This window comes from Pseudomonas sp. X10, assembly GCF_054889225.1.
In genome coordinates, this window is the sequence record NZ_CM142677.1 from 218,445 (window position 1) to 241,803 (window position 23,359).

The 23,359-nt window shown below is 62.1% G+C and carries 20 protein-coding genes; 15 read left to right on the forward strand and 5 right to left on the reverse strand.

What is annotated here, in order from left to right:
- Positions 1-10: 10 nt before the first annotated feature.
- Positions 11-346 (reverse strand): hypothetical protein, encoded by a 336-nt coding sequence (locus ACYU03_RS01015; protein WP_461887688.1) that lies wholly within the window; start codon positions 344-346, stop codon positions 11-13.
- 126 nt (positions 347-472) lie between these two features.
- On the opposite strand from ACYU03_RS01015, the gene ACYU03_RS01020 reads away from it, so the two are divergent.
- Positions 473-943, forward strand: a complete 471-nt coding sequence (locus tag ACYU03_RS01020) for an Lrp/AsnC family transcriptional regulator (protein ID WP_461887689.1) — start codon at positions 473-475, stop codon at positions 941-943.
- Here ACYU03_RS01020 and ACYU03_RS01025 read toward each other — a convergent pair.
- Entirely contained in the window at positions 932-2,311 is a 1,380-nt protein-coding gene (locus tag ACYU03_RS01025) for a CYTH domain-containing protein (protein WP_461887690.1), read from the reverse strand. The two genes, ACYU03_RS01020 and ACYU03_RS01025, sit on opposite strands and share 12 nt — an antisense overlap.
- A gap of 126 nt (positions 2,312-2,437) precedes the next feature.
- On the opposite strand from ACYU03_RS01025, the gene argE reads away from it, so the two are divergent.
- Complete coding sequence (gene argE / locus ACYU03_RS01030) at positions 2,438-3,595, forward strand: acetylornithine deacetylase (protein ID WP_461887691.1); 1,158 nt, start codon at positions 2,438-2,440, stop codon at positions 3,593-3,595.
- A gap of 115 nt (positions 3,596-3,710) precedes the next feature.
- The gene (argA, locus tag ACYU03_RS01035) at positions 3,711-5,009 is read left to right on the forward strand and encodes an amino-acid N-acetyltransferase (RefSeq protein WP_461887692.1); all 1,299 of its coding nucleotides are present in this window, start codon (positions 3,711-3,713) and stop codon (positions 5,007-5,009) included.
- A 133-nt stretch (positions 5,010-5,142) separates the two neighbouring features.
- On the opposite strand, the gene ACYU03_RS01040 is transcribed toward argA, so the two are convergent.
- Positions 5,143-6,519: a glutamine synthetase family protein gene (locus tag ACYU03_RS01040; protein WP_461887693.1), complete on the reverse strand. Its 1,377-nt coding sequence runs from the start codon at positions 6,517-6,519 to the stop codon at positions 5,143-5,145.
- Positions 6,520-6,812: 293 nt separating this feature from the next.
- On the opposite strand from ACYU03_RS01040, the gene ACYU03_RS01045 reads away from it, so the two are divergent.
- From ACYU03_RS01045 to ACYU03_RS01100, 12 genes are all read left to right on the forward strand, one after another.
- A complete protein-coding gene (locus tag ACYU03_RS01045) occupies positions 6,813-7,229 on the forward strand; it encodes a gamma-glutamyl-gamma-aminobutyrate hydrolase family protein (protein ID WP_461891346.1) in 417 nt (138 codons plus the stop codon).
- Positions 7,230-7,265: 36 nt separating this feature from the next.
- The gene (locus tag ACYU03_RS01050; RefSeq protein ID WP_461887694.1) at positions 7,266-8,624 is read left to right on the forward strand and encodes a glutamine synthetase family protein; all 1,359 of its coding nucleotides are present in this window, start codon (positions 7,266-7,268) and stop codon (positions 8,622-8,624) included.
- A 48-nt stretch (positions 8,625-8,672) separates the two neighbouring features.
- Positions 8,673-10,034: an aspartate aminotransferase family protein gene (locus ACYU03_RS01055; protein WP_461887695.1), complete on the forward strand. Its 1,362-nt coding sequence runs from the start codon at positions 8,673-8,675 to the stop codon at positions 10,032-10,034.
- Positions 10,035-10,203: 169 nt separating this feature from the next.
- Complete coding sequence (locus ACYU03_RS01060; RefSeq protein WP_461887696.1) at positions 10,204-11,301, forward strand: polyamine ABC transporter substrate-binding protein; 1,098 nt, start codon at positions 10,204-10,206, stop codon at positions 11,299-11,301.
- A 162-nt stretch (positions 11,302-11,463) separates the two neighbouring features.
- Positions 11,464-12,558 carry a polyamine ABC transporter substrate-binding protein gene (locus ACYU03_RS01065; RefSeq protein WP_461887697.1) on the forward strand — a complete coding sequence of 365 codons (1,095 nt, stop codon included), beginning with the start codon at positions 11,464-11,466 and terminating at the stop codon, positions 12,556-12,558.
- Between the two features lie 57 nt (positions 12,559-12,615).
- Entirely contained in the window at positions 12,616-13,758 is a 1,143-nt protein-coding gene (gene potA, locus ACYU03_RS01070) for a polyamine ABC transporter ATP-binding protein (protein ID WP_461887698.1), read from the forward strand.
- Positions 13,755-14,675 (forward strand): ABC transporter permease subunit, encoded by a 921-nt coding sequence (locus ACYU03_RS01075; protein WP_461887699.1) that lies wholly within the window; start codon positions 13,755-13,757, stop codon positions 14,673-14,675. Before potA ends, ACYU03_RS01075 begins: the two co-directional genes overlap by 4 nt.
- Positions 14,672-15,559 (forward strand): ABC transporter permease subunit, encoded by an 888-nt coding sequence (locus ACYU03_RS01080; RefSeq protein WP_461887700.1) that lies wholly within the window; start codon positions 14,672-14,674, stop codon positions 15,557-15,559. The genes ACYU03_RS01075 and ACYU03_RS01080 overlap by 4 nt, the downstream gene beginning before the upstream one ends.
- Before the next feature lie 187 nt (positions 15,560-15,746).
- Positions 15,747-16,832, forward strand: coding sequence for an efflux RND transporter periplasmic adaptor subunit (locus tag ACYU03_RS01085; protein WP_461887701.1), 1,086 nt, complete (start codon positions 15,747-15,749; stop codon positions 16,830-16,832).
- Positions 16,829-17,899 carry an efflux RND transporter periplasmic adaptor subunit gene (locus tag ACYU03_RS01090; protein ID WP_461887702.1) on the forward strand — a complete coding sequence of 357 codons (1,071 nt, stop codon included), beginning with the start codon at positions 16,829-16,831 and terminating at the stop codon, positions 17,897-17,899. Before ACYU03_RS01085 ends, ACYU03_RS01090 begins: the two co-directional genes overlap by 4 nt.
- Positions 17,896-20,940 (forward strand): efflux RND transporter permease subunit, encoded by a 3,045-nt coding sequence (locus tag ACYU03_RS01095; RefSeq protein WP_461887703.1) that lies wholly within the window; start codon positions 17,896-17,898, stop codon positions 20,938-20,940. The genes ACYU03_RS01090 and ACYU03_RS01095 overlap by 4 nt, the downstream gene beginning before the upstream one ends.
- A gap of 109 nt (positions 20,941-21,049) precedes the next feature.
- The gene (locus tag ACYU03_RS01100; RefSeq protein ID WP_461887704.1) at positions 21,050-21,505 is read left to right on the forward strand and encodes an REP-associated tyrosine transposase; all 456 of its coding nucleotides are present in this window, start codon (positions 21,050-21,052) and stop codon (positions 21,503-21,505) included.
- Between the two features lie 98 nt (positions 21,506-21,603).
- On the opposite strand, the gene ACYU03_RS01105 is transcribed toward ACYU03_RS01100, so the two are convergent.
- Positions 21,604-22,248, reverse strand: a complete 645-nt coding sequence (locus ACYU03_RS01105; RefSeq protein ID WP_461887705.1) for a methionine ABC transporter permease — start codon at positions 22,246-22,248, stop codon at positions 21,604-21,606.
- Positions 22,238-23,359: a methionine ABC transporter ATP-binding protein gene (locus tag ACYU03_RS01110; protein WP_461887706.1), complete on the reverse strand. Its 1,122-nt coding sequence runs from the start codon at positions 23,357-23,359 to the stop codon at positions 22,238-22,240. The genes ACYU03_RS01105 and ACYU03_RS01110 overlap by 11 nt, the downstream gene beginning before the upstream one ends.

Here is a 23,359-nt window from a genome sequence, read left to right on the forward strand (position 1 = left end):
CTTGCCGGCGTCAGCCGGCTAGCCCCGATGCCACTTCATGGACCTGCGGGACGCTCTCCAGGCTGACGTCCTCCACGCACACCAGGTTGCGCATTTTTTGCGCAATCACTTCGGCGCGGTGCCAGCTCAGTCCCGCGATGCCGATTTCCACCTGCAACATGTCGTCCTGCTGGCTGACCTGTACCAGATGCGGCGTGAGGAACTGCAGGGCGAACAGGTTGAGGACGCGGCACAGGCTGTCCGGTTCGGCCTCGGCTTGCAGCTGATAGCGCACTTGGCTATGGGCGGCGCTGGCGGCCCAGGCATCGGTGCGCAGCGGTGTGTGTGGCCGTTCGAGTGCGTTCATGGCGTTCTCCGGAATCGATGGGGGAATTTTTACACGTCGGTTCCGGCATTTTTTCTCTATGATTGAACGAATTTGCCAGTACTGCAGATTGTTCTATTCGATAAACGTACAGAAACAGGAATAGCCATGCACGGAGAGTTGGACGCCTATGACCGGCGCATTCTGGCCCTGCTGCAGGAGGATGCGTCGCTGTCCAGCGCGCAGATCGCCGAGCGCGTTGGTCTGTCACAGTCGCCTTGTTGGCGGCGTATCCAGCGTTTGAAGGAGGAGGGCGTGATCCGTGGCCAGGTCACCTTGCTGGACCGCAAGAAAGTAGGCCTGAACACGCAGATATTCGCCGAGGTGAAGCTCAACGCCCACGGCCGCTCCAACTTCACCGAATTCACCGAGGCGATCCGTGGCTTTCCGGAAGTGTTGGAGTGCTATGTGCTGATGGGCTCGGTGGATTTCTTGCTGCGGATCGTCACCCCGGACATCGAAGCCTACGAACGGTTCTTCTTCGAAAAGCTGTCGAATGTGCCGGGGATCCAAGAGGTCAACTCGATCGTGGCCTTGTCCGAGATCAAGTCCACGACCAGTTTGCCTTTATCGCGCTGAAGGCGATTTGAGCAGGTGCTTCCAACTGCGCAGTTGAGCCACTGTCATGGCTTGCTGCACACGGGCGTCCAGCACTTCGTCTGCGAGGGGTTGGTTGGCCAGTTGATGGAGCTTGTTCAGTTCGCCAAAGAGGCGGTCCAGTTCCGGAGCATCCACCACCTGGCGGGCATGGTGCAGCCAAGCCAGCAGGCGTTCGATACGCGGCAACTGTTCAGCCAGGTCTTCCGGTTGCTGCTGGTACAGCGGCAGTTGCAGGGCTCGGGCTTCCTCGCCCAACAGGTGGGCCAGCCAGTTGCTCAGTTGCGCGCTGCCCTGGCGCTCGCCGCGCTTGTTGCGTTCGAGGGTCCAGGCACGGGCCAGCAGCCAGCGCGAAGTGTCCAGCGAGAACTGCCCCCAACGGGTGTCCTGAAGCTCTTCGGCGAACTGCTCGGGCGCAGCGCGGCGCACGTCTTCGTCATCGTTGCCGGCCAGCACCAACGGGCGCCAGTCTTCCAGCAGGGCGTCGAGGCTGGCGCGCAGGGCCCGGGTGGTGGCACGCGGCGCGGCCTGGCCCAGGCTGCTGGTCAGGGCGCGCAGTTCGGCCAGGCACTCGACCCAGTCCTGCAGCAAACGCCAGTGGCCGTTGTAGCGGTATTGTTCGGCCAGGCGCTGGCTGCTGCCCAACAGTTGCCAGGCCAGGGCGGCGAAGGCATCGTCCAGCGGCATTTCGGCGTCCAGGGCGACGCAGGGCAGGCTCAGGTCGTAGCTGTCGGCGTCGAGCAAGCGGTAGCCGCGCTCGGCCTTGCTGATATCGCAGGGCATCAGAGGCAGGCTCGCGGCCAGCTCGGCGGCCAGTTCCAACAAGGCCTCGGGCGCGCCTTCACGCAGTTCGAGCTCCAGCTCGCAGATCTCTTCCTTGCGCTTGCCGGCGATCACCGTGCCTTGGTCCAGGGCGGCCTCGATCACCACTTTGGCCTTGCCGCGGCCCCAGGCGATCTCGGCGTACTCGCGGGTGAAGTCGGTGGTGAATAGTGGCTTGATAGTCTTCTTGTCCAGCTCGGCCAGTTGCGCTGGCCAGCAGGTGCCATCGAGCTTCTTCAGGTCGAGCTTGACCTTGTCCAGGTGCCATTCGTATTCATTGCGCTCGGATAGGCCGGCCACGCTCTGGCCACGGCACTTGAGGGTCTGGATGATGACCTCGCCGTCACGGCGCAGGCGCAAGGCTACCCGGGCCGCCGACAGGTCTCGGCTGGGCGTGTCGAAGTACTGGTTGAGCAGTTCACGGGTCTGCCAGCCTGATTTGTTGCGTTTCTTGAGAAGCGGGTGTTCGCGCAGGGCGGCGAGGGTCTCGCGGCTGGCCCGCAGTTTGATTTCGGTTTCTTTGTTCATCGCTGGGCGATCCAGGCTCGAAGGACAGGGCGTCTTGGCCGGCAAGTGTACAGGAGTCGGCTGCCGGCGGTTTATTCCCGGTGCCAGATGGCCCTATGATGGGAAACGAATCCAAGGAGAAAGCGCATGCCGTTGCCGTCGCTCAAAGACCAGTTCGCCTCCCTGATCGCCGCGCCTTCGGTCAGTTGCACCCAACCGGCGTTGGATCAGTCCAACCGCGTGGTGATCGATCTGCTGGCCGGTTGGTTGGGGGACCTTGGCTTCAAGTGCGAAATCCAGGAGGTCACTCCGGGCAAGTTCAACTTGCTGGCCAGCTACGGCAGTGGCCCTGGTGGGCTGGTACTGGCCGGGCATAGCGACACCGTGCCCTATGACCCGCAGTTATGGGAAAGCGACCCGCTGAAGCTGACCGAGGTCGACGGCCGTTGGGTTGGCCTTGGCAGCTGCGACATGAAGGGCTTTTTCGCCTTGGTCATCGAGGCGGTACAACCCCTGCTGGCGCATGACTTCAAGCAGCCGTTGCTGATCCTCGCGACGTGCGATGAAGAAAGCTCCATGTCTGGCGCCCGTGCCCTGGCCGAAGCCGGACAGCCTCTCGGGCGGGCGGCGGTGATCGGTGAGCCGACCGGGCTGCGGCCGATCCGCATGCACAAGGGCATCCTCATGGAGCGCATCGAGATTCTTGGGCGCAGCGGCCATTCGTCTGACCCGAACCTGGGCCGCAGCGCCATGGAGGCGATGCACGCGGTGATGGGCGAGCTGATGGGGCTGCGCGAGCAGTGGCAGCAGGCCTACCGCAACCCGCAGTTCAGCGTGCCGCAACCGACCCTGAACTTTGGCTGCATCCACGGGGGCGACAACCCTAACCGCATCTGCGGACAGTGTGCTCTGGAGTTCGACCTGCGCCCCCTGCCAGGCATGGACGCGGAGCAGCTGCGCGTGGCCATCCGCCAGAAGCTGGCGCCGTTGGCCGAGCAGCACCAGGTGCAGATCGACTATGCGCCGTTGTTCCCGGAGGTACCGCCGTTCGAGCAGTCGGCCGACTCCGAACTGGTGCAATTGGCCGAACGTCTGACAGGCCACCGCGCCGAAGCAGTGGCCTTTGGCACCGAAGCGCCTTATCTTCAAAGCCTCGGCTGCCAGACGCTGGTATTGGGCCCAGGTGACATCGCCTGCGCCCACCAGCCGGGCGAACACCTTGAAATGTCACGCATCGAGCCTACCGTGCGTCTATTGCGTGAACTGATCCAACATTATTGCCTCAGCCCGATAATTGCCCGCTGAGTTGAACCGTTCTTCCAAAAGGAGATTGCGCGTGACGCCAAGCCTGTTCCGACGATAACCCTTCGAGCGCTGTGTGCTTTCCCGTTCTGACCCCTTTTCTACAGGCTCTGTGGTTATGCCCGAATACGTCAATTGGCTGCGTCATGCTTCGCCTTACATCAATGCCCATCGCGACTGCACCTTCGTGGTCATGCTCCCCGGCGATGGCGTCGAACACCCCAACTTCGGCAACATCGTCCATGACATGGTCTTGTTGCACAGCCTGGGCGTGCGCCTGGTGCTGGTCCACGGCTCGCGCCCGCAGATCGAAAGCCGCCTGGCCGCCCGCGGATTGACCCCGCACTACCACCGAGGCCTGCGTATCACCGATGCGGCGACTCTGGATTGCGTGATCGATGCCGTCGGCAGCCTGCGCATCGCTATCGAGGCGCGCCTGTCGATGGACCTGGCCGCGTCGCCCATGCAGGGGTCGCGCTTGCGCGTCGCCTCAGGCAACCTGGTTACCGCCCGGCCGATCGGTGTGCTTGAAGGGGTGGACTACCATCACACTGGCGAGGTGCGCCGGATCGACCGCAAAGGCATCAACCGCCTGCTCGATGAACGCTCCATCGTCCTGCTGTCACCTCTGGGTTACTCGCCGACGGGCGAGATCTTCAACCTGGCCTGCGAAGATGTGGCCACCCGCGCGGCTATCGAGCTGGGGGCTGACAAGCTGCTGTTGTTCGGCGCCGAGTCGGGCTTGATGGACGAGCAGGGCAGGCTGGTGCGTGAGCTGCGTCCGCAACAAGTGCCGATGCATCTGCAGCGTCTGGGCAGCGACTATCAGGGCGAGTTGCTGGATGCTGCGGCCGAGGCGTGCAAGGGCGGTGTAGCCCGGAGCCATATCGTCAGCTACGCCGAGGATGGCGCGCTGCTTACCGAGCTGTTCACCCGTGACGGTGGCGGTACCTTGGTTGCTCAGGAGCAGTTTGAGATCGTCCGCGAGGCCTCCATTGAGGACGTCGGTGGATTGCTCGAACTGATCAGCCCCTTGGAAGAGCAAGGCGTTCTGGTGCGTCGTTCACGCGAGGTACTGGAGCGCGAGATCGAGCAGTTCAGTGTGGTCGAGCGCGACGGCATGATCATCGCGTGTGCGGCGCTGTATCCGATCGCCGAGTCCGAGACGGGCGAGCTGGCCTGTCTGGCAGTCAATCCGGAATACCGGCATGGTGGGCGCGGTGACGACCTGCTCGAACGTATCGAGACGCGGGCGCGGCAGATGGGGTTGAAGACGCTGTTCGTGCTCACCACCCGCACGGCGCACTGGTTCCGCGAGCGCGGCTTTGCACCGAGTGGCGTCGAGCGCCTGCCGGCGGCGCGGGCGTCGCTGTACAACTACCAGCGCAATTCGAAGATCTTCGAAAAAGCGCTCTGACGACTTGATTGCATTTGGGGCCGCCTTGCGGCCCATCGCCACACAAGGCCGCGCCTACAGGAATTAAGCAGATCCTGTGGAAGCAGCCTTGTGTCGCGATGGGCTGCGCAGCAGCCCCAATGGTCGAGCCTGGTTACACGGTATGCAGGTACCAGTTGTACTCAAGGTCGGAGATCGAATGCTCGAACTCCTCCAGCTCGCTTTCCTTGCACGCGACGAAGATGTCGATGTACTTCGGATCGATGTACTTGTTCAGGATCTCGCTGTCGTCCAGCTCGCGCAGGGCATCGCGCAGGTTGTTCGGCAGGCTCTGCTCCAACTGCTCGTAGGCGTTGCCTTCGATCGGTGCGCCGGGTTCGACCTTGTTGACCAGGCCATGGTGCACGCCGGCCAGTACCGCGGCCAGCAGCAGGTACGGGTTGGCATCGGCGCCGGCCACGCGGTGTTCCAGGCGTACGGCGTCCGGCGTGCCGGTCGGCACGCGCACAGCCACGGTGCGGTTGTCCAGGCCCCAGCTCTGTGCGTTAGGCACATAGAACTGCGCGCCGAAGCGGCGGTACGAGTTGACGTTCGGGCAGAGGAACGCCATGGACGCGGGCAGGGTCTCGAGCACACCGCCGACCGCGTGACGTAGCGCGGCGTTCTGCTCGGGATCCTCGCTGGTGAAGATGTTCTTGCCATCCTTGTCCAGCACGGAAATGTGTACATGCAGGCCATTGCCCGCCTGGCCCGGATAGGGCTTGGCCATGAAGGTGGTGTCCATCTCATGGTCGTAGGCGATGTTCTTGATCAGGCGCTTGAGCAGTACCGCATAGTCACAGGCCTTGAGCGGGTCGGCGACGTGGTGCAGGTTGACTTCGAACTGCGCCGGGGCGCTTTCCTTGACGATGGCGTCGGCCGGGATGCCTTGCTCCTTGGCACCTTCGAGGATGTCCTGGAGGCAGTCGACGTACTCGTCCAGGTCGTCGATCAGGTAGACCTGGGTCGATTGTGGGCGCTTGCCGGAAATCGGCGAACGTGGCGGCTGTGGACGGCCATTCACGTTTTCCTGGTCGATCAGGTAGAACTCCAGTTCGAACGCAGCGCAGATGGTCAGGCCCATCTCGTCGAACTTGCTCACCACCTGGCGCAGTACTTCACGCGGGTCGGCGAAGAACGGCTCGCCTTCGAGCTCGTGCATGGTCATCAGCAACTGAGCGGTCGGGCGTTTCTGCCAGGGCTCGTTGGAGAGGGTATCGGGAATCGGATAGCAGATGCGGTCGGCATCGCCGATGTCCAGGCCGAGCCCGGTGCTTTCGACGGTCGAACCGTTGATGTCCAGGGCGAAGAGGGAGGCTGGCAGGTTGATGCCTTTCTCGTAAACCTTGTGGAGGCTTGTCCGTTCGATGCGTTTGCCACGCACCACACCATTCATATCTGCAATCAGAAGGTCAACGTAGAGAACCTCGGGATGTTCCTTAAGGAACGCGTTCGCTTCGTTAAGCTGAACGGCACGCGGGGGTACCGACATGATGCAACACCTTTGTTGTTAAAAATATCAATCAAGGGGGGCTTGCAGCTTCAGTCAATCCGAAAGCCTTCCTGAAGTCAAGCCAGCCCGATGATGCCCCGAAATGGCACTGCGACGGCATTTTTGCTGCAAATCAGGGCATGCCATTATCCGCTATTTTGGATGAGAAGGGTTATTCCGAGCAGGGCGTGTTTTATTTTTTACGGAGGTGTTGTGTAAAAAAATGAACAAGGCTAAGCTCGACCTCAACCCATAACAGCAATAATACCGGGGGTTACATGTTCCGCCCGCCCATGATCGGCGCCTCTGCCCGTACCCGGCAGATCGGTCTGCATGCTGTCCGCACTCGTGGCGACAAGCATGGACAGGCGGTCGCCGCAGCAGCCAAGGCACTGCCGTTATCCCTGCCTCCGCTGGCAGCATTGCTTGACCCGGCCGAAATAATTGACGGCCCGGACAGACTGCTCTTTACCGGCTCATCCTCCGATACCGAACCTCTTCAATATAGCGGGCTTATCCGTGTGTCGGGTACTGCCCATGATCCAGGCCAGGACGGCTCCGCCCTGCCGAGGCACTTTTGCCTTGGGGGGCATTGGCATCCAGAATGTCAGATGCTGTCCCAGTCGGACGGGCAGGCCCTCTTGCAGCCGCTTGCTGGTGCCCAGGGCTGGACAGAACAACGTGCCGCTACGGCGGCGCACAGCGCCTGACCCCGAAGGGGAAGGGTATTACCTCCTGAGGTATTTATGAGTAGCAACCTCGACCAGCTCACCGATTGGTTGAAAGAGCACAAGATCACCGAAGTCGAGTGCCTGATCAGCGACCTGACCGGTATCACCCGTGGCAAGATCTCGCCGACCAACAAGTTCATCGCCGAAAAGGGCATGCGCCTGCCCGAGAGCGTGTTGTTGCAGACAGTGACGGGCGACTATGTCGACGACGACATCTATTACGAGCTGCTGGACCCGGCCGACATCGACATGATCTGCCGGCCTGACGAGAACGCGGTGTTTCTCGTGCCCTGGGCCATCGAGCCGACGGCTCAGGTGATTCACGATACCTACGACAAGATGGGCAATCCGGTCGAGCTGTCGCCGCGCAACGTGCTCAAAAAAGTCCTGCAGCTCTATACCGACAAGGGCTGGCAGCCGATCGTGGCGCCAGAGATGGAGTTCTACCTGACCAAACGCTGCGAAGACCCCGACTTCCCGCTGCAGCCGCCGATCGGCCGCTCCGGGCGTCCTGAAACCGGCCGCCAGTCCTTCTCCATCGAGGCGGCCAACGAGTTCGACCCGCTGTTCGAGGACGTCTATGACTGGTGCGAATTGCAGAATCTCGACCTCGATACATTGATCCACGAGGACGGCACGGCGCAGATGGAGATCAACTTCCGTCACGGCAATGCCCTGCACCTGGCCGACCAGATCCTGGTGTTCAAGCGCACCATGCGCGAGGCGGCGCTCAAGCACAACGTGGCAGCGACCTTCATGGCCAAGCCCATGACCGGTGAGCCGGGCAGTGCCATGCACCTGCACCAGAGCATCATCGATGTCAGCACCGGCAAGAACATCTTCTCTAATGAAGACGGCAGTATGAGCGAACTGTTCCTGCACCACGTCGGTGGCCTGCAGAAGTTCATCCCCGAAGTGCTGCCGCTGTTCGCCCCCAACGTCAACTCGTTCCGCCGCTTCCTGCCGGACACGTCGGCGCCGGTGAATGTCGAGTGGGGCGAGGAGAACCGTACCGTAGGCCTGCGCGTACCGGATGCCGGGCCGCAGAGCCGGCGCGTCGAGAACCGCCTGCCTGGCGCTGACGCCAACCCGTACCTGGCCATCGCCGCCAGCCTCCTGTGCGGTTTCATCGGCATGATCGAAGGCATCAACCCCAGCGCGCCAGTGCAAGGACGTGGTTACGAGCGTCGTAACCTGCGTCTGCCGCTGACCATCGAGGATGCGCTGGAACGCATGGAGAACTGCCGGTCCCTGGAGAAATACCTGGGCAAGAAATTCATTACCGGTTACGTCGCGACCAAGCGTGCCGAGCATGAAAACTTCAAGCGTGTAATCAGCTCCTGGGAACGCGAGTTCCTGCTGTTTGCAGTCTGATCAACCCCGGAGCCGCAGGAGCGCGGCCGTCAGAAAACGGAGAAGCACATGAGCGTCAACAACCCGCAAACCCGTGAATGGCAAACCTTGAGTGGTGAGCATCACCTGGCACCTTTCAGTGATTACAAGGAGCTGAAAGAGAAAGGCCCGCGCATCATCACCAAGGCCCAGGGCGTGCATTTGTGGGACAGCGAGGGCCACAAGATCCTCGACGGTATGGCGGGCCTGTGGTGCGTGGCGGTCGGTTATGGCCGTGAAGAGCTGGTGCAGGCGGCGGAAAAGCAGATGCGTGAGCTGCCGTACTACAACCTGTTCTTCCAGACCGCTCACCCTCCGGCGTTGGAGCTGGCCAAGGCCATCACCGATATCGCGCCCGAGGGCATGAGCCATGTGTTCTTCACCGGTTCCGGCTCCGAGGGTAACGACACCGTGCTGCGCATGGTCCGCCATTACTGGGCGCTCAAGGGCAAGCCGGACAAGCAGGTGATCATCGGCCGGGTCAACGGCTACCACGGTTCCACCGTGGCCGGCGCCAGCCTCGGCGGCATGAGCGGCATGCATGCGCAGGGCGGCTTGCCGATCCCGGGCATCGTGCATATCCCCCAGCCGTACTGGTTCGGCGAGGGCGGCGATATGACCCCGGACGCGTTCGGCGTGTGGGCGGCCGAGCAACTGGAGAAGAAGATTCTCGAAGTCGGTGAGGACCAAGTGGCCGCCTTCATCGCCGAGCCAATCCAAGGGGCCGGCGGCGTCATCATTCCGCCGGAGACTTACTGGCCGAAGATCAAGGAAATCCTTGCCAAGTACGACATCCTGTTCGTTGCCGACGAGGTGATCTGTGGTTTCGGCCGCACCGGCGAGTGGTTCGGTTCTGACTACTATGGCCTCGAACCTGACCTGATGACGATCGCCAAGGGCCTGACCTCCGGTTACATCCCAATGGGCGGTGTGATCGTGCGTGACAAGGTGGCCCAGGTGCTCAGCGAGGGCGGCGATTTCAACCACGGCTTCACCTATTCCGGCCACCCGGTGGCTGCGGCGGTAGGCCTGGAAAACCTGCGCATCCTGCGCGACGAAAAGATTGTCGAGCGTGCCAAGGCAGAAGCGGCACCGTATTTGCAGAAGCGTTTGCGCGAGCTGAACGACCACCCGCTGGTGGGTGAGGTCCGCGGCCTTGGTTTGCTCGGCGCCATCGAGCTGGTCAAGGACAAGGTGAGCCGCAGCCGCTACGAAGGTAAGGGCGTGGGGATGATCTGCCGGCAGTTCTGTTTCGAAAACGGCCTGGTGATGCGCGCGGTAGGTGACACCATGATCATCGCTCCGCCTCTGGTAATCAGCCGCGAAGAGATCGACGAGCTGGTGGAAAAGGCACGCAAATGCCTGGACCTGACCCTCGAAGCGATCCGTTGACCGCCTGCTAGGCTAGCGTTGTGACATTAAGCGGTTACAAGGCCGTGCTTTCCTTGAAAGGGCGCCTTGTAACTTGCCAGACTAGCGGCTGTTTCAGTCGCCCAGCGCTTGTACTGAAGGACCCGGCTGCTGAACAGATGGCTAAATAAAAAATTCTGGAGCATTACGCATGAAGAAAATGGGCAAGACGTTGCTGGCAGCAGCCCTGATGGGGGCCATGGCCACTGCTGTTCAGGCTGAGGACGGGGTTCTGCATGTCTATAACTGGTCGGACTACATCGCCCCGGACACCGTGGCCAAGTTCACCAAGCAGACCGGCATCAAGGTGGTCTACGACGTATTCGACAGCAACGAGACCCTGGAAGCCAAGTTGCTAGCGGGCAAGTCCGGCTATGACGTGGTCGTGCCGTCCAACAACTTCCTGGCCAAGCAGATCAAGGCCGGTGTGTACCAGGAGCTGGACCGTTCCAAGCTGCCTAACTGGAAGAACCTGGACGAAGACCTGCTCAAGGCGGTCGGCGATGCCAGCGACCCGGGTAACAAATACGCCTTCCCGTACATGTGGGGCTCCATCGGCATCGGCTACAACCCTGAGAAGGTCAAGGCCGCGCTGGGCGTCGACAAGATCGACTCCTGGGACGCCGTGTTCAAGCCCGAGAACATTGCCAAGCTCAAGAGCTGCGGCGTGAGCTTCCTCGATGCGCCGACCGAGATGATCCCGGCAGCCCTGCACTACTTGGGCAAGCCGACCGACAGCAAGGACAAGGGCGACCTGAAGGCTGCCGAAGACCTGTTCCTGCAGGTGCGTCCATCGATTGCCTACTTCCACTCCTCCAAGTACATCTCGGACCTGGCCAACGGCAACATCTGCGTGGCCGTGGGCTACTCGGGTGACCTGGAGCAGTCCAAGGCCCGTGCCCAGGAGGCCGGTGACAAGGTCAAGCTGGAATACATCATTCCGAAGGAAGGTGCCGGTACCTTCTACGACATGGTCGCCATTCCGAAGGATGCCACCAATGTCGATGCGGCCTACAAGTTCATGGACTTCCTGATGCAACCGGAAATCATGGCCGAGATCACCAACGCCGTGCGTTTCCCGAACGGCAACAAAGCGGCTACCCCGCTGGTGGACAAGGACATCGCTGACGATCCGAGCATCTATCCATCGGATGAAGTGAAGAAACAACTGTATGCGATCAGTGATCTGGATGCAGGCACCCTGCGCGTAATCACTCGCAGCTGGACCAAGATCAAATCGGGCAAGTAAGCCTTGGGCTCCGCAGGGCTGTGCCAGAGCCGGTCCTGCGGATATTTGAAGAGCAAATAAGTTTTGCGGCATCTGTGCGGCGAAGGTAAGTTGCGCGCCGGTTTTGCTTGTGCGGCAGCTGTTTCTGCCGTGACCACGGGCACTATTGTGAGGACCTCCCACTTGTCTATTTCCCTATATCGCAAGGCCATGCTGGCTGGAGCGGGTCTGATGCTGGCTTTCAGCGTCCAAGCGGCGCCCACGGTGCACATCTACAATTGGTCGGACTATATCGGCCCCACTACTCTGGCCGACTTCGAAAAAGAAACCGGCATCAAGCCGAAGTACGACGTCTTCGACTCCAACGAAACCCTGGAAGGCAAACTCTTGGCTGGCCGTACCGGCTATGACGTGGTGGTGCCGTCCAACCATTTCCTCGGCAAGCAGATCAAGGCGGGCGCGTTCCAGGAGCTCGACAGGAGTCTGCTGCCTAACTACGCGAACCTCGACCCGGCGCTGATGAAGCGCCTGGAGAAGAACGACCCAGGCAACCTGTACGCCGTGCCCTATCTCTGGGGCACCAATGGCATCGGCTACAACGTCGACAAGGTCAAGGCCGTGCTGGGCGTCGACACCATCGACTCCTGGGCAGTGCTGTTCGAACCCGAGAACATGAAGAAGCTGTCCCAGTGTGGCGTAGCCTTCCTTGACTCGGCCGACGAAATGCTGCCGGCGGTCCTGCAGTACCTGGGCCTCGATCCCAACAGCACCGATCCCAAGGATTACGAAAAGGCCGAGCAGAAGCTTCTGGCCGTGCGTCCTTACGTGACCTATTTCCATTCTTCCAAGTACATCTCCGACCTGGCCAACGGCGACATCTGCGTCGCGGCAGGTTTCTCCGGAGATATCTTCCAGGCCAAGGCCCGCGCTGAAGAAGCCGGTAAGGGCGTGGATCTGGCCTACGCCATTCCCAAGGAAGGCGGCAACCTCTGGTTCGACGTGCTGGCGATCCCCAAGGATTCGAGCAACGTCAAGGAGGCCCATGCCTTCATCAACTATTTGCTGAAACCTGAGGTTATCGCCCAGGTCAGCGATTACGTCGGTTACGCCAACCCGAACCCCAAGGCTGGCGACCTGATGGACCAGGACGTAAGGACCGACGCCGCGGTTTACCCACCGCAGGAAGTGCTGGACAAGATGTTCGTCAACGCTGAGTTGCCACCCAAGGTGCAACGTTTGATGACCCGCAGCTGGACCAAGGTCAAGTCGGGCAAGTAACAATCCAGGCCCGCCGCGGCAGGGGCGGGCGCACAAATCTTGTTGGGAGTTTCACTCATGGCAGTTGCCTCCGGTGCCTATAAGAAAGCCCTCGAGGGTGACCAGCAGCCCAAGCAGGTGCTGGTCAAGATCGACCGGGTCACGAAAAAGTTCGACGAAACGGTAGCCGTGGACGATGTGTCCCTGGAAATCCGCAAGGGCGAGATCTTCGCCCTGCTGGGTGGCTCCGGATCGGGTAAGTCCACCTTGCTGCGCATGCTCGCCGGTTTCGAGCGTCCGACCGAAGGACGGATCTACCTCGATGGCGTCGACATCACCGATATGCCGCCCTACGAGCGGCCGATCAACATGATGTTCCAGTCTTACGCGCTGTTCCCGCACATGACCGTGGCGCAGAACATCGCCTTCGGCCTGCAGCAGGACCGGATGCCCAAGGCCGAGATCGACGCCCGTGTCGGCGAAATGCTCAAGCTGGTTCACATGACCCAGTATGCCAAGCGCAAGCCGCACCAGCTCTCCGGTGGTCAGCGCCAGCGCGTGGCCCTGGCCCGTTCCCTGGCCAAGCGTCCCAAGCTGCTGCTGCTCGATGAGCCGATGGGCGCGCTGGACAAGAAGCTGCGTTCGCAGATGCAGTTGGAGCTGGTCGAGATCATCGAACGGGTCGGCGTGACCTGCGTGATGGTGACCCACGACCAGGAAGAGGCCATGACTATGGCCCAGCGCATTGCGATCATGCACCTGGGCTGGATCGCCCAGATCGGCTCCCCGGTGGATGTCTACGAGACCCCGACCAGCCGCCTGGTCTGTGAGTTCATCGGTAACGTCAACCTGTTCGACGGCGAAGTGGTCGACGACGCCGAAGGCCATGCGCTGATCGCAAGCCCTGAGCTTGAGCGCAACATCTACGTTGGCCACGGCATCACCACCTCGGTCGAGGACAAGCGCATCACCTACGCCCTGCGGCCAGAGAAGATGCTGGTCACCACCGAGCAGCCGACCTGCGAGTACAACTGGTCGCGCGGCAAGGTCCACGACATCGCCTACCTGGGCGGGCACTCGGTGTTCTATGTCGAGCTGCCGAGCGGCAAGGTCGTCCAGTCGTTCGTCGCCAACGCCGAACGCCAAGGCACCCGACCGACCTGGGGTGACGAGGTCTACGTCTGGTGGGAAGACGACAGCGGCGTGGTACTGCGCTCATGAGCCCCCGCAAGCTCAAGCGAGCACTCCAGAAGATCACGCCCGAGGGCCGCCATCTGGTGATCGGCGTGCCGTTCATCTGGCTGTTCCTGTTCTTCATGCTGCCGTTCTTCATCGTCCTGAAGATCAGCTTCGCCGAAGCCGACGTAGCGATTCCGCCGTACACCGAGATCTACACCTACGTCGAAGACAAGGTGCAACTGGTGCTCAACCTGGCCAACTATGGCCTGTTGACCGAAGACGAACTCTACATCTCGGCCTACCTGGGCTCGTTGAAGATGGCGTTCTTCAGCACCTTGCTCAGCCTTTTGATCGGCTATCCGATGGCCTATGCCATCGCCAACGCACGCAAGGAAACCCAGACCGTGCTGTTGCTGCTGATCATGATGCCGACCTGGACCGCGATCCTGATCCGCGTCTATGCCTGGATGGGCATTCTCAGCAACAATGGCCTGCTCAACAGCTTCCTGCTGTGGCTGGGGCTGATCGACCATCCGCTGCAGATCCTCAACACCAACCTGGCGGTGTATATCGGCGTGGTCTATTCGTACCTGCCGTTCATGATCCTTCCGTTGTACGCCAACCTGGTCAAGCACGACCCGAGCCTGCTCGAAGCTGCGTCCGACCTGGGTTCGAGTACCTTCAATAGCTTCTGGAAGATCACCGTGCCGCTGTCGAAGAACGGCATCATCGCCGGCTGCATGCTGGTGTTCATCCCGGTGGTGGGCGAGTTCGTCATTCCTGAACTGTTGGGCGGCCCGGAAACCCTGATGATCGGCAAGGTGCTGTGGCAGGAGTTCTTCAACAACCGCGACTGGCCGGTGGCGTCCGCCCTTGCGGTGGTGATGCTGGCGATCCTGATCGTACCGATCCTGCTGTTCAACCGTAGCCAGGCCAAAGAGATGGAGGGCAGGGCATGAAGCGTTTCAGTTTCTCCAAGCTGATGCTGGTCCTCGGCTTGCTGTTCATCTACCTGCCGATGCTGATCCTGGTGATCTACTCGTTCAACGCTTCCAAGCTGGTGACGGTGTGGGGCGGCTGGTCGGTCAAGTGGTACGTCGGCCTGCTCGACAACACTCAACTGATAGGGTCGGTGATGCGCTCGCTGGAGATCGCTTGCTACACTGCGGTCGCCGCCGTGGCGCTGGGCACCCTGGCGGCCTTCGTGCTGACCCGGGTCACCCGTTTCAAGGGCCGTACCCTGTTCGGCGGCCTGGTCACCGCGCCGTTGGTGATGCCCGAAGTGATCACCGGTCTGTCGCTGTTGCTACTGTTCGTGGCCATGGCGCAGTTGATTGGCTGGCCGCAGGAGCGGGGCATCGTCACCATCTGGATCGCCCACACCACCTTCTGTGCTGCCTACGTGGCAGTGGTGGTCTCGGCGCGCCTGCGCGAGCTGGACCTGTCCATCGAAGAAGCGGCCATGGACCTGGGCGCCAAGCCTTGGAAGGTGTTCTTCCTGATCACCATCCCGATGATCGCGCCATCGCTGGCGGCGGGCGGCATGATGTCCTTCGCCCTGTCGCTGGACGATCTGGTCCTGGCCAGCTTCGTCTCCGGCCCGGGTTCCACCACCTTGCCGATGGAGGTCTTCTCGGCCGTACGCCTGGGCGTGAAGCCGGAGATCAACGCTATCGCCAGCTTGATCCTACTGTCGGTGTCGCTGATGACCTTCCTGGTCTGGTACTTCAGCCGCCGCGCCGAGGAACGGCGTCGCCGGGCGGTCCAGTTGGCCATCGAGGAAAGCGCCGCCGGCAACTGGAAGCAGCCTGAGGTGCGTGGTTCAGCTTCGGCCTCCGCCTGATCCACCCTTATCGCGGGCCATCCCGCTCCTGCAGGTCACCACTGACTCTGCAGGAGCGGGATTGCCCGCGATTACGTTTGTCCTCCCGCCGTGATGCTCGAGTCATCCCCGCCAGTGCTGTTTCTTGAACCCTGATCTACGCTAACAGTCGCACCCTCAATCGAAATGGCAAAAGCAAGGAGCCCGCATGACGGTACCGCGTCCGCTGATGGTCGTTTGCCTGGGGGGGATGCTCTTGTTGGCGGGCTGCGAACAGGAAGTGGCCAGTCCGACCTTGCCCCGGGTGGGGGTGCAGCGCGTCGAGTCCAGTGATTTTGCGGCCAAGGTCACCCTGACCGGCGATGTCCAGGCGCGGGTGCAGACCGATCTGTCGTTCCGTGTCGGCGGCAAGATCATTTCCCGCAGTGTCGATGTCGGTGACCACGTCAAGGCCAACCAGGTGTTAGCGCGCCTGGACCCCAAGGACCTGCAGAACAACGTCGACTCTGCCAAGGCCGAGGTGTTCGCCGAACAGGCACGGGTGACCCAGTCCAGCGCGGCGTTCGTCCGCCAGCAGAAGCTGTTGCCCAAGGGCTACACCAGCCAGAGCGAGTACGATGCCGCCGAAGCTGCCCTGCGCAGTAGCCAGAGCGCGCTCAAGGCCGCCCAGGCGCAATTGGCCAATGCCCAGGAGCAACTGGGCTACACCGTCCTGGTGTCGGAGGCGGACGGTGTGATCACCGCGCGTCAGGCCGAGGTCGGCCAGGTGGTGCAGGCGACCATGCCGATCTTCAGCCTGGCCCGGGACGGCGACCGGGATGCGGTGTTCAACGTCTACGAATCCCTATTGGTGGCCCCGCCCAGCGACAAGGGAGTGATTGTCAGCTTGCTCGACAATCCCGAGGTCCAGGCGCAGGGCCATGTGCGGGAGATCACTCCGACGGTCTCGGCCCAGAGTGGAACCGTGCAAGTGAAGGTGGCCCTGCGCAACGTGCCGAATGGCATGGAGCTGGGCTCACCGGTCACCGCCACGGCCAGCGCCCAGGGCAAGCCGAGCATTGAGCTGCCTTGGTCAGCGTTGACCAAGGCGTTGCACGAGCCAGCGGTCTGGGTGGTGGGCGAAGGTGACAAGGTCGACCTGCGCAAGGTCCAGGTTTCCCGTTATCTCACCGGCAAGGTGGTGGTCAGCGATGGGCTCAAGGGGGGAGAGCAGGTCGTGGTCACCGGTGGCCAACTGCTGCATCCGGGCATGAAGGTGGAAATGGTCGCGGCCGATGGCGGAGGTGCTCCATGAAGCGTTTGGCGCTGATGTTGTCCGCCGGGCTGCTGCTGGCCGGCTGTGGTGCCGAGGATGAAAATCCGGAACTGGTACGGCCGGTGCTGTCGATGCTGGTAGAGCCCCAGGTGCAGGCACAGTTGGGGCGCTTCGCCGGCAGTATCCAGGCCCGTTACGAAAGCACCCTTGGGTTCCGTGTGTCAGGGCGCATCGCCCGCCGTTGGGTCGATGTCGGCAGCCAGGTCCAGCCAGGCGACATCCTGGCCAGCCTCGACCCGACCGACCAGCGCAACCAGTTGCGCGCCGCCGAAGGTGACCTGGCCCGGATCCAGGCGCAGTGGATCAACGCTCAGGCCAACGCCCGCCGCCAGCAACAGCTGTATGACCGTGGCGTTGGCGCACAGGCCCAACTGGATATTGCCCAGACCGACCTGAAGACCACCGGCGCCTCGCTGGAGCAGGCCCGTTCCGCCGTCAGTCAGGCCCGTGACCAGCTTGGCTACAGCGAGCTGCGCACCGATCACGCGGCCGTGGTGACCGCCTGGCAGGCCGAGGCCGGGCAGACCGTCAGTGCAGGCCAGGCCGTAGTGACCCTGGCCCGGCCGGATATCAAGGAGGCGGTCATCGACCTGCCCACCTACTTGGCTGAACAACTGACGCCTGAACTCACCTTCACCGTAGCCTTGCAGCTCGAACCCAGCATCAACACCACTGCCACCCTGCGCGAGCTGGAACCCCAGGCCGACGCCACCACCCGAACTCGCCGTGCCCGCCTGACCCTGACCAGCACCCCCGAGTCCTTCCACTTGGGCACAGCGATCAGCGTCACCCTGACCTCGGCGGTGTCGCCGCGCAGTGAACTGCCGCGCACGGCGTTGCTGGAACGCGACGGCAAGACCCAGGTCTGGGTGGTCGACCCGCAGCAAAAGACCGTGGCGACCCGTGATGTGAACCTACTCGAACGCACGGCCAACAGCATCGTCCTGGCCTCCGGCGTAGAGCCTGGCGAGCGTGTGGTGACTGCCGGAGTCAACAGCCTCAAGCCTGGGCAGAAGGTCATAGTCGACGAGGAAACGCCGCGATGAAAGGAAGCTTCAACCTCTCGGAGTGGGCGCTCAAGCACCAATCCTTCGTCTGGTACCTGATGTTCGTCGGCCTGCTGATGGGCGTGTTCTCCTACATGAACCTGGGGCGTGAAGAAGACCCCTCGTTCACCATCAAGACCATGGTCATCCAGACCCGCTGGCCCGGGGCGACCCAGGACGAAACCCTGTACCAGGTCACCGACCGCATCGAGAAGAAGCTCGAAGAACTGGACTCGCTCGACTACGTGAAGAGCTACACGCGGCCGGGCGAGTCGACGGTCTACGTCTACTTGCGCGACACCACCAAGGCGGCCGACATTCCGGACATCTGGTACCAGGTGCGCAAGAAGATCCAGGACATCCGCGGCCAGTTCCCCCAGGGCATCCAGGGGCCGGGCTTCAATGACGAGTTCGGTGACGTGTTCGGCTCCATCTACGCTTTCACCGCCGACGGCCTGACCCTGCGCCAGTTGCGCGATTACGTGGAGCAGGTGCGCGCCGAGGTGCGCGACGTGCCCAACCTGGGCAAGGTGGAACTGGTTGGCGTCCAGGACGAGGTGCTCTACCTGAAGTTCTCCACCCGTAAGCTGGCGGCCCTGGGTATCGATCAGCGCCAGGTGCTGCAGGCCCTGCAATCGCAGAATGCGGTGACACCGGCAGGGGTGATCGAGGCCGGGCCTGAGCGCATTTCCGTGCGCACCACCGGCCAGTTCGCCTCCGAGAATGACCTGAAGGCAGTGAACCTGCGCATCAACGACCGCTTCTTCCGCCTGGCGGACATTGCCGATATCCAGCGTGGCTACGTCGATCCGCCATCGCCGATGTTCCGCTACAACGGGCAGACCGCTATTGGCTTGGCCATCGGCATGAAGGCCGGGGGCAACATCCAGGTCTTCGGTGCCGAACTGAAGGAAAAGATGGACAGCATCGTCGCCGAGTTGCCGGTCGGTGTTGGAGTGCACACGGTGTCCGACCAGTCGTTGGTGGTGAAGGAAGCGGTGGGCGGATTTACCAGCGCGTTGTTCGAAGCGGTGGTGATCGTGCTGGTGGTGAGCTTCGTCAGCCTGGGCATCCGCGCCGGGCTGGTGGTGGCCTGCTCGATCCCGTTGGTGCTGGCCATGGTCTTCGTGTTCATGGAGTACAGCGGCATCACCATGCAGCGGATTTCGCTGGGGGCACTGATCATTGCCCTAGGCCTGCTGGTGGATGACGCGATGATCACCGTGGAGATGATGGTCACGCGCCTGGAAATGGGCGAAAGCAAGGAGCAGGCGGCGACCTTCGCCTACACTTCGACAGCCTTCCCGATGCTCACCGGCACCCTGGTGACGGTGGCCGGCTTCGTGCCCATCGGTCTCAACGCCAGCTCGGCAGGCGAGTACACCTTTACCCTGTTCGCGGTGATCGCGGTGGCCTTGCTGGTGTCCTGGGTCGTGGCAGTGTTCTTTGCCCCGGTGCTTGGGGTCCATATCCTCAGCAGCAATGTCAAACCCCACAGCGAGGAACCCGGGCGGATCGGCAGGGTGTTCGAACATAGCCTGGAGTGGTGCATGCGCCACCGCTGGCTGACCATCATCGGCACCGTGCTGCTGTTTGTCCTGGCGGTGTTCAGCATGCGCTTCGTGCAGAATCAGTTCTTTCCCTCATCGGATCGGCCGGAGATCCTCGTCGACCTCAACCTGCCGCAGAACGCCTCTATCGAAGAGACTCGCCGCGTGGTCGATCGTCTGGAAGCGACCCTCAAGGACGACCCGGACATCAAGCACTGGAGCACTTACATCGGCCAAGGCGCGATCCGTTTCTACCTGCCGCTGGACCAGCAGTTGCAGAACCCTTACTACGCGCAGTTGGTCATCGTCAGCAAGGGCCTGGAGTCGCGCGGCGCGCTGATGGCGCGTTTGAAGAAACGGCTGCACGAGGACTTCGTCGGCATCGGCACCAACGTCCAGTCGCTGGAGATGGGGCCGCCGGTGGGGCGGCCGATCCAATACCGGGTCAGCGGCAAAGACATCGACCAGGTACGCAAGCACGCCATCGAACTGGCCACCCTGCTGGACAACAACGAAAACATCGGCGAGATGATCTACGACTGGAATGAGCCGGGCAAAGTGCTACGGGTCGAGATCGCCCAGGACAAGGCGCGCCAGCTTGGTCTGTCTTCCGAGGACGTGGCCAATGTAATGAACAGCATCGTCAGCGGTGCGCCGGTGACCCAAGTCAACGACAACATCTACCTGATCGACGTGATCGCTCGCGCCGAGGACAGCGAGCGGGGCTCGCCCGATACTCTGCAGAATCTGCAGATCGTCAGCCCCAACGGCACCTCCATCCCGCTGCTGGCCTTCGCCACCGTGCGCTACGAACTGGAGCAACCACTGGTCTGGCGCCGCGACCGCAAGCCGACCATCACCATCAAGGCCTCGGTCAACGGCGATATCCAGCCAACCGACCTGGTGGCCCAACTCAAACCGGAGATCGACGGGTTCGCCAGCCAGTTGCCAGTGGGGTACCAAGTGGCCACGGGGGGCACGGTGGAGGAAAGCGGCAAGGCCCAGGGCCCGATCGCCAAGGTGGTACCGCTGATGCTCTTTCTCATGGCGACCTTCCTGATGATCCAACTGCACAGTGTGCAGAAGCTGTTCCTGGTCGTCAGCGTGGCGCCGCTGGGGCTGATCGGTGTGGTCTTGGCGTTGGTGCCCACAGGCACGCCCATGGGCTTCGTGGCGATCCTTGGCATCCTGGCGCTGATCGGCATCATCATCCGCAACTCGGTGATCCTGGTGACCCAGATCGACGCGTTCGAGGCCCAGGGGTATTCACCTTGGGACGCGGTGCTGGAGGCCACCAACCACCGCCGCCGCCCGATCCTGCTGACGGCCGCCGCCGCCAGCCTGGGCATGATCCCCATCGCCCGTGAAGTCTTCTGGGGGCCAATGGCCTACGCCATGATCGGCGGCATCATCAGCGCTACCTTGCTGACCTTACTGTTCCTACCAGCGCTTTATGTGGCCTGGTACAAGATCAAGGCGCCGCAGGTGTAGGAGCGGGCTTGCCCGCGATAAGATGGTGCAGACACATCATGTGTCGCAGACAAGAACCAGGGCCTTCTATCCACGCCTACCTTGAATGTCAGCCACCAAGGAGGTTGACATGGATAGTCCACGCGGTCGGTTCCTACGCCGAGGCCGGGTGTCTGAACCCGGAAGGTTGTACCTGCTCACCAGTGTCGTAAAAAACCGCATACCAGTGTTGGCGCATTTCCACTTGGCGCGACTGGTTGTTGCGCAACTGCGCATTGCCCAGCAAGAGGAGGCTGCGCGATCGCTAGCTTGGGTAATCATGCCTGATCATTTCCACTGGTTGATCGAGTTGCAGCGAGTCACGCTGGATACCTTGATGCGACGAGTGAAATCACGCAGCACTTGTACGATCAACAAAGCTTGCGGCCGATATGGGGTGCTATGGCAAGCGGGATTTCATGATCGGGCGGTCCGGTATGAAGAGGACGTCCAGGCGATTGCTCGCTACATCGTGATGAATCCATTACGGGCCGAGTTGGTACGACGAATTGGCGATTACCCACATTGGGATGCGGTCTGGCTTTAAACCTCGCAACACCCATCGCGGGCAAGCCCGCTCCTACACGATGGATGTTGCAGGGACTCTGTAGGAGCGGGCTTGCCCGCGATGGGTGCGTCGCTAAATCAGCGTTTGTTCAACCCTTTGGCCAACCGGTCCCCGCCTAGTTGAATCACCGCCACCAGTGCCACCAGCATGGCGATCACGGTCAGCATGATCTGGCTGTCGAAGCGCTGGTAGCCGTAGCGGTAGGCGATATCGCCGAGGCCGCCCGCGCCGATGGCGCCGGCCATGGCCGAGGAGTTGATGAGGGTGACGAGGGTGATGGTGAAGCCACCGACGATGCCCGGCAGCGATTCAGGCAGCAGCACGTGCCAGACGATGTGCCAGCGCCGGCAACCCATGGCCTGGGCCGCTTCGATCAGGCCGTGGTCGACCTCGCGCAAGCTGACTTCGGCGATGCGCGCGAAGAATGGCGTGGCGGCGATGGTCAGGGGGACGACGGCGGCCCAGACGCCATAGGTGGTGCCGACCACCAGGCGGGTGAAGGGGATCAGCGCGACCATCAGGATCAGGAACGGGATCGAGCGGAACAGGTTGACGAAGGCGCCCAGCACCCGGTTCAGCGCGGGCGCCTCGAAGATCCCGCCCTTGTCGCTGGTGACCAGGAACACGGCCATTGGCACGCCGACCAGCAGGGCGATCAGCGATGAGACGCCGACCATCAACAGGGTGTCGAGCAACCCTTGAAGCAAGCGATCAATCCACATAGCCCAGCACCTCCACATCACTGGCCCACTGCCGGGCACGTTGCAGCAATCGTTCCGTGTCATGCGGCGAGCCTTGCACGGACAGGATCAACTGCCCCAGGGCATGTTCGCCGATGGTCTCGATACCGCCTTGCAGTAAGCGCACTCGCCCACCCAGAGCAGCGAACAGGGCGGAAAGCTCCGGCGCTTCACCCTCGTCACCGGCCAGACCGAGCTTGAGCACCAGAGCAGCGTCGCGGCCGCCTGGGACAGCCTGCAAGCGGGCCTGCAAGGCCGCCGGCAAGCTGGGTTGCAGCGGTGCCAACAGGGTCTTGCTGACGTCATGTTGGGGGGCGCCGAACACCTGCCACACGGCGCCTTGTTCGACGATCCGCCCGCGCTCCAGGACCACCACGCGATGGCAGATGTCTCGGATCACCGCCATCTCATGGGTAATCAGCACGATGGTCAGGCCCAGGCGCTGGTTGATGTCGCGCAGTAGATCGAGGATCGAGGCAGTGGTTTCCGGGTCCAGCGCCGAGGTGGCTTCATCACACAGCAGGATCTGCGGATCATGCACCAGGGCCCGGGCAATACCGACGCGCTGCTTTTGCCCGCCGGACAGTTGGGCCGGGTACACATGGTGCTTCTCCTGCAGGCCCACCAGCTCCAGCAGTTCGCGGACTTTGCGCTGGCGCTGAGCCTTGGGCACTCCGGCCACCTTCAGCGGCAGCTCGACGTTCTGCCACACGGTCTTGGCCGACATCAGGTTGAAGTGCTGGAAGATCATGCCAATGCGCCTGCGCAACTGCACCAGGCGGTCTTCATCGAACGGGCCGATATCCACCTGGTCGATCAGCACCCGGCCTTGGGTAGGCTGTTCCAGACGGTTGATGGTGCGCAGCAGCGAGGACTTGCCGGCACCGCTGCGGCCGATGATGCCGAAAATCTCGCCACGCTGGATGTTCAGGTCGATGTCCTCCAGGGCCGGCTGCGCCTGCCCCGGATAGGTCTTGCCCAGGCCGATGAAGCGGACATGGGCGTTGTTCAGCTCAGGGCGCAGCACCTGTTCCTGGGCGGGGGGCGACGGTGTTGTGGCGGTGGGCGCCCGCAGGGCGCTGGCGCTGCTCAT

Coding starts and splice junctions, on each gene's coding strand:
- ACYU03_RS01075 (WP_461887699.1), top strand. CDS start 13,755: ATGAGCCCCCGCAAGCTCAAGCGAGCACTCCAGAAGATCACGCCCGAG.
- ACYU03_RS01110 (WP_461887706.1), bottom strand. CDS start 23,359: ATGAGCAGCGCCAGCGCCCTGCGGGCGCCCACCGCCACAACACCGTCG.
- ACYU03_RS01055 (WP_461887695.1), top strand. CDS start 8,673: ATGAGCGTCAACAACCCGCAAACCCGTGAATGGCAAACCTTGAGTGGT.
- ACYU03_RS01100 (WP_461887704.1), top strand. CDS start 21,050: ATGGATAGTCCACGCGGTCGGTTCCTACGCCGAGGCCGGGTGTCTGAA.
- ACYU03_RS01045 (WP_461891346.1), top strand. CDS start 6,813: ATGATCGGCGCCTCTGCCCGTACCCGGCAGATCGGTCTGCATGCTGTC.
- ACYU03_RS01060 (WP_461887696.1), top strand. CDS start 10,204: ATGAAGAAAATGGGCAAGACGTTGCTGGCAGCAGCCCTGATGGGGGCC.
- ACYU03_RS01105 (WP_461887705.1), bottom strand. CDS start 22,248: ATGTGGATTGATCGCTTGCTTCAAGGGTTGCTCGACACCCTGTTGATG.
- ACYU03_RS01050 (WP_461887694.1), top strand. CDS start 7,266: ATGAGTAGCAACCTCGACCAGCTCACCGATTGGTTGAAAGAGCACAAG.
- ACYU03_RS01040 (WP_461887693.1), bottom strand. CDS start 6,519: ATGTCGGTACCCCCGCGTGCCGTTCAGCTTAACGAAGCGAACGCGTTC.
- potA (WP_461887698.1), top strand. CDS start 12,616: ATGGCAGTTGCCTCCGGTGCCTATAAGAAAGCCCTCGAGGGTGACCAG.
- argA (WP_461887692.1), top strand. CDS start 3,711: ATGCCCGAATACGTCAATTGGCTGCGTCATGCTTCGCCTTACATCAAT.
- ACYU03_RS01085 (WP_461887701.1), top strand. CDS start 15,747: ATGACGGTACCGCGTCCGCTGATGGTCGTTTGCCTGGGGGGGATGCTC.
- argE (WP_461887691.1), top strand. CDS start 2,438: ATGCCGTTGCCGTCGCTCAAAGACCAGTTCGCCTCCCTGATCGCCGCG.
- ACYU03_RS01080 (WP_461887700.1), top strand. CDS start 14,672: ATGAAGCGTTTCAGTTTCTCCAAGCTGATGCTGGTCCTCGGCTTGCTG.
- ACYU03_RS01015 (WP_461887688.1), bottom strand. CDS start 346: ATGAACGCACTCGAACGGCCACACACACCGCTGCGCACCGATGCCTGG.
- ACYU03_RS01020 (WP_461887689.1), top strand. CDS start 473: ATGCACGGAGAGTTGGACGCCTATGACCGGCGCATTCTGGCCCTGCTG.
- ACYU03_RS01095 (WP_461887703.1), top strand. CDS start 17,896: ATGAAAGGAAGCTTCAACCTCTCGGAGTGGGCGCTCAAGCACCAATCC.
- ACYU03_RS01090 (WP_461887702.1), top strand. CDS start 16,829: ATGAAGCGTTTGGCGCTGATGTTGTCCGCCGGGCTGCTGCTGGCCGGC.
- ACYU03_RS01025 (WP_461887690.1), bottom strand. CDS start 2,311: ATGAACAAAGAAACCGAAATCAAACTGCGGGCCAGCCGCGAGACCCTC.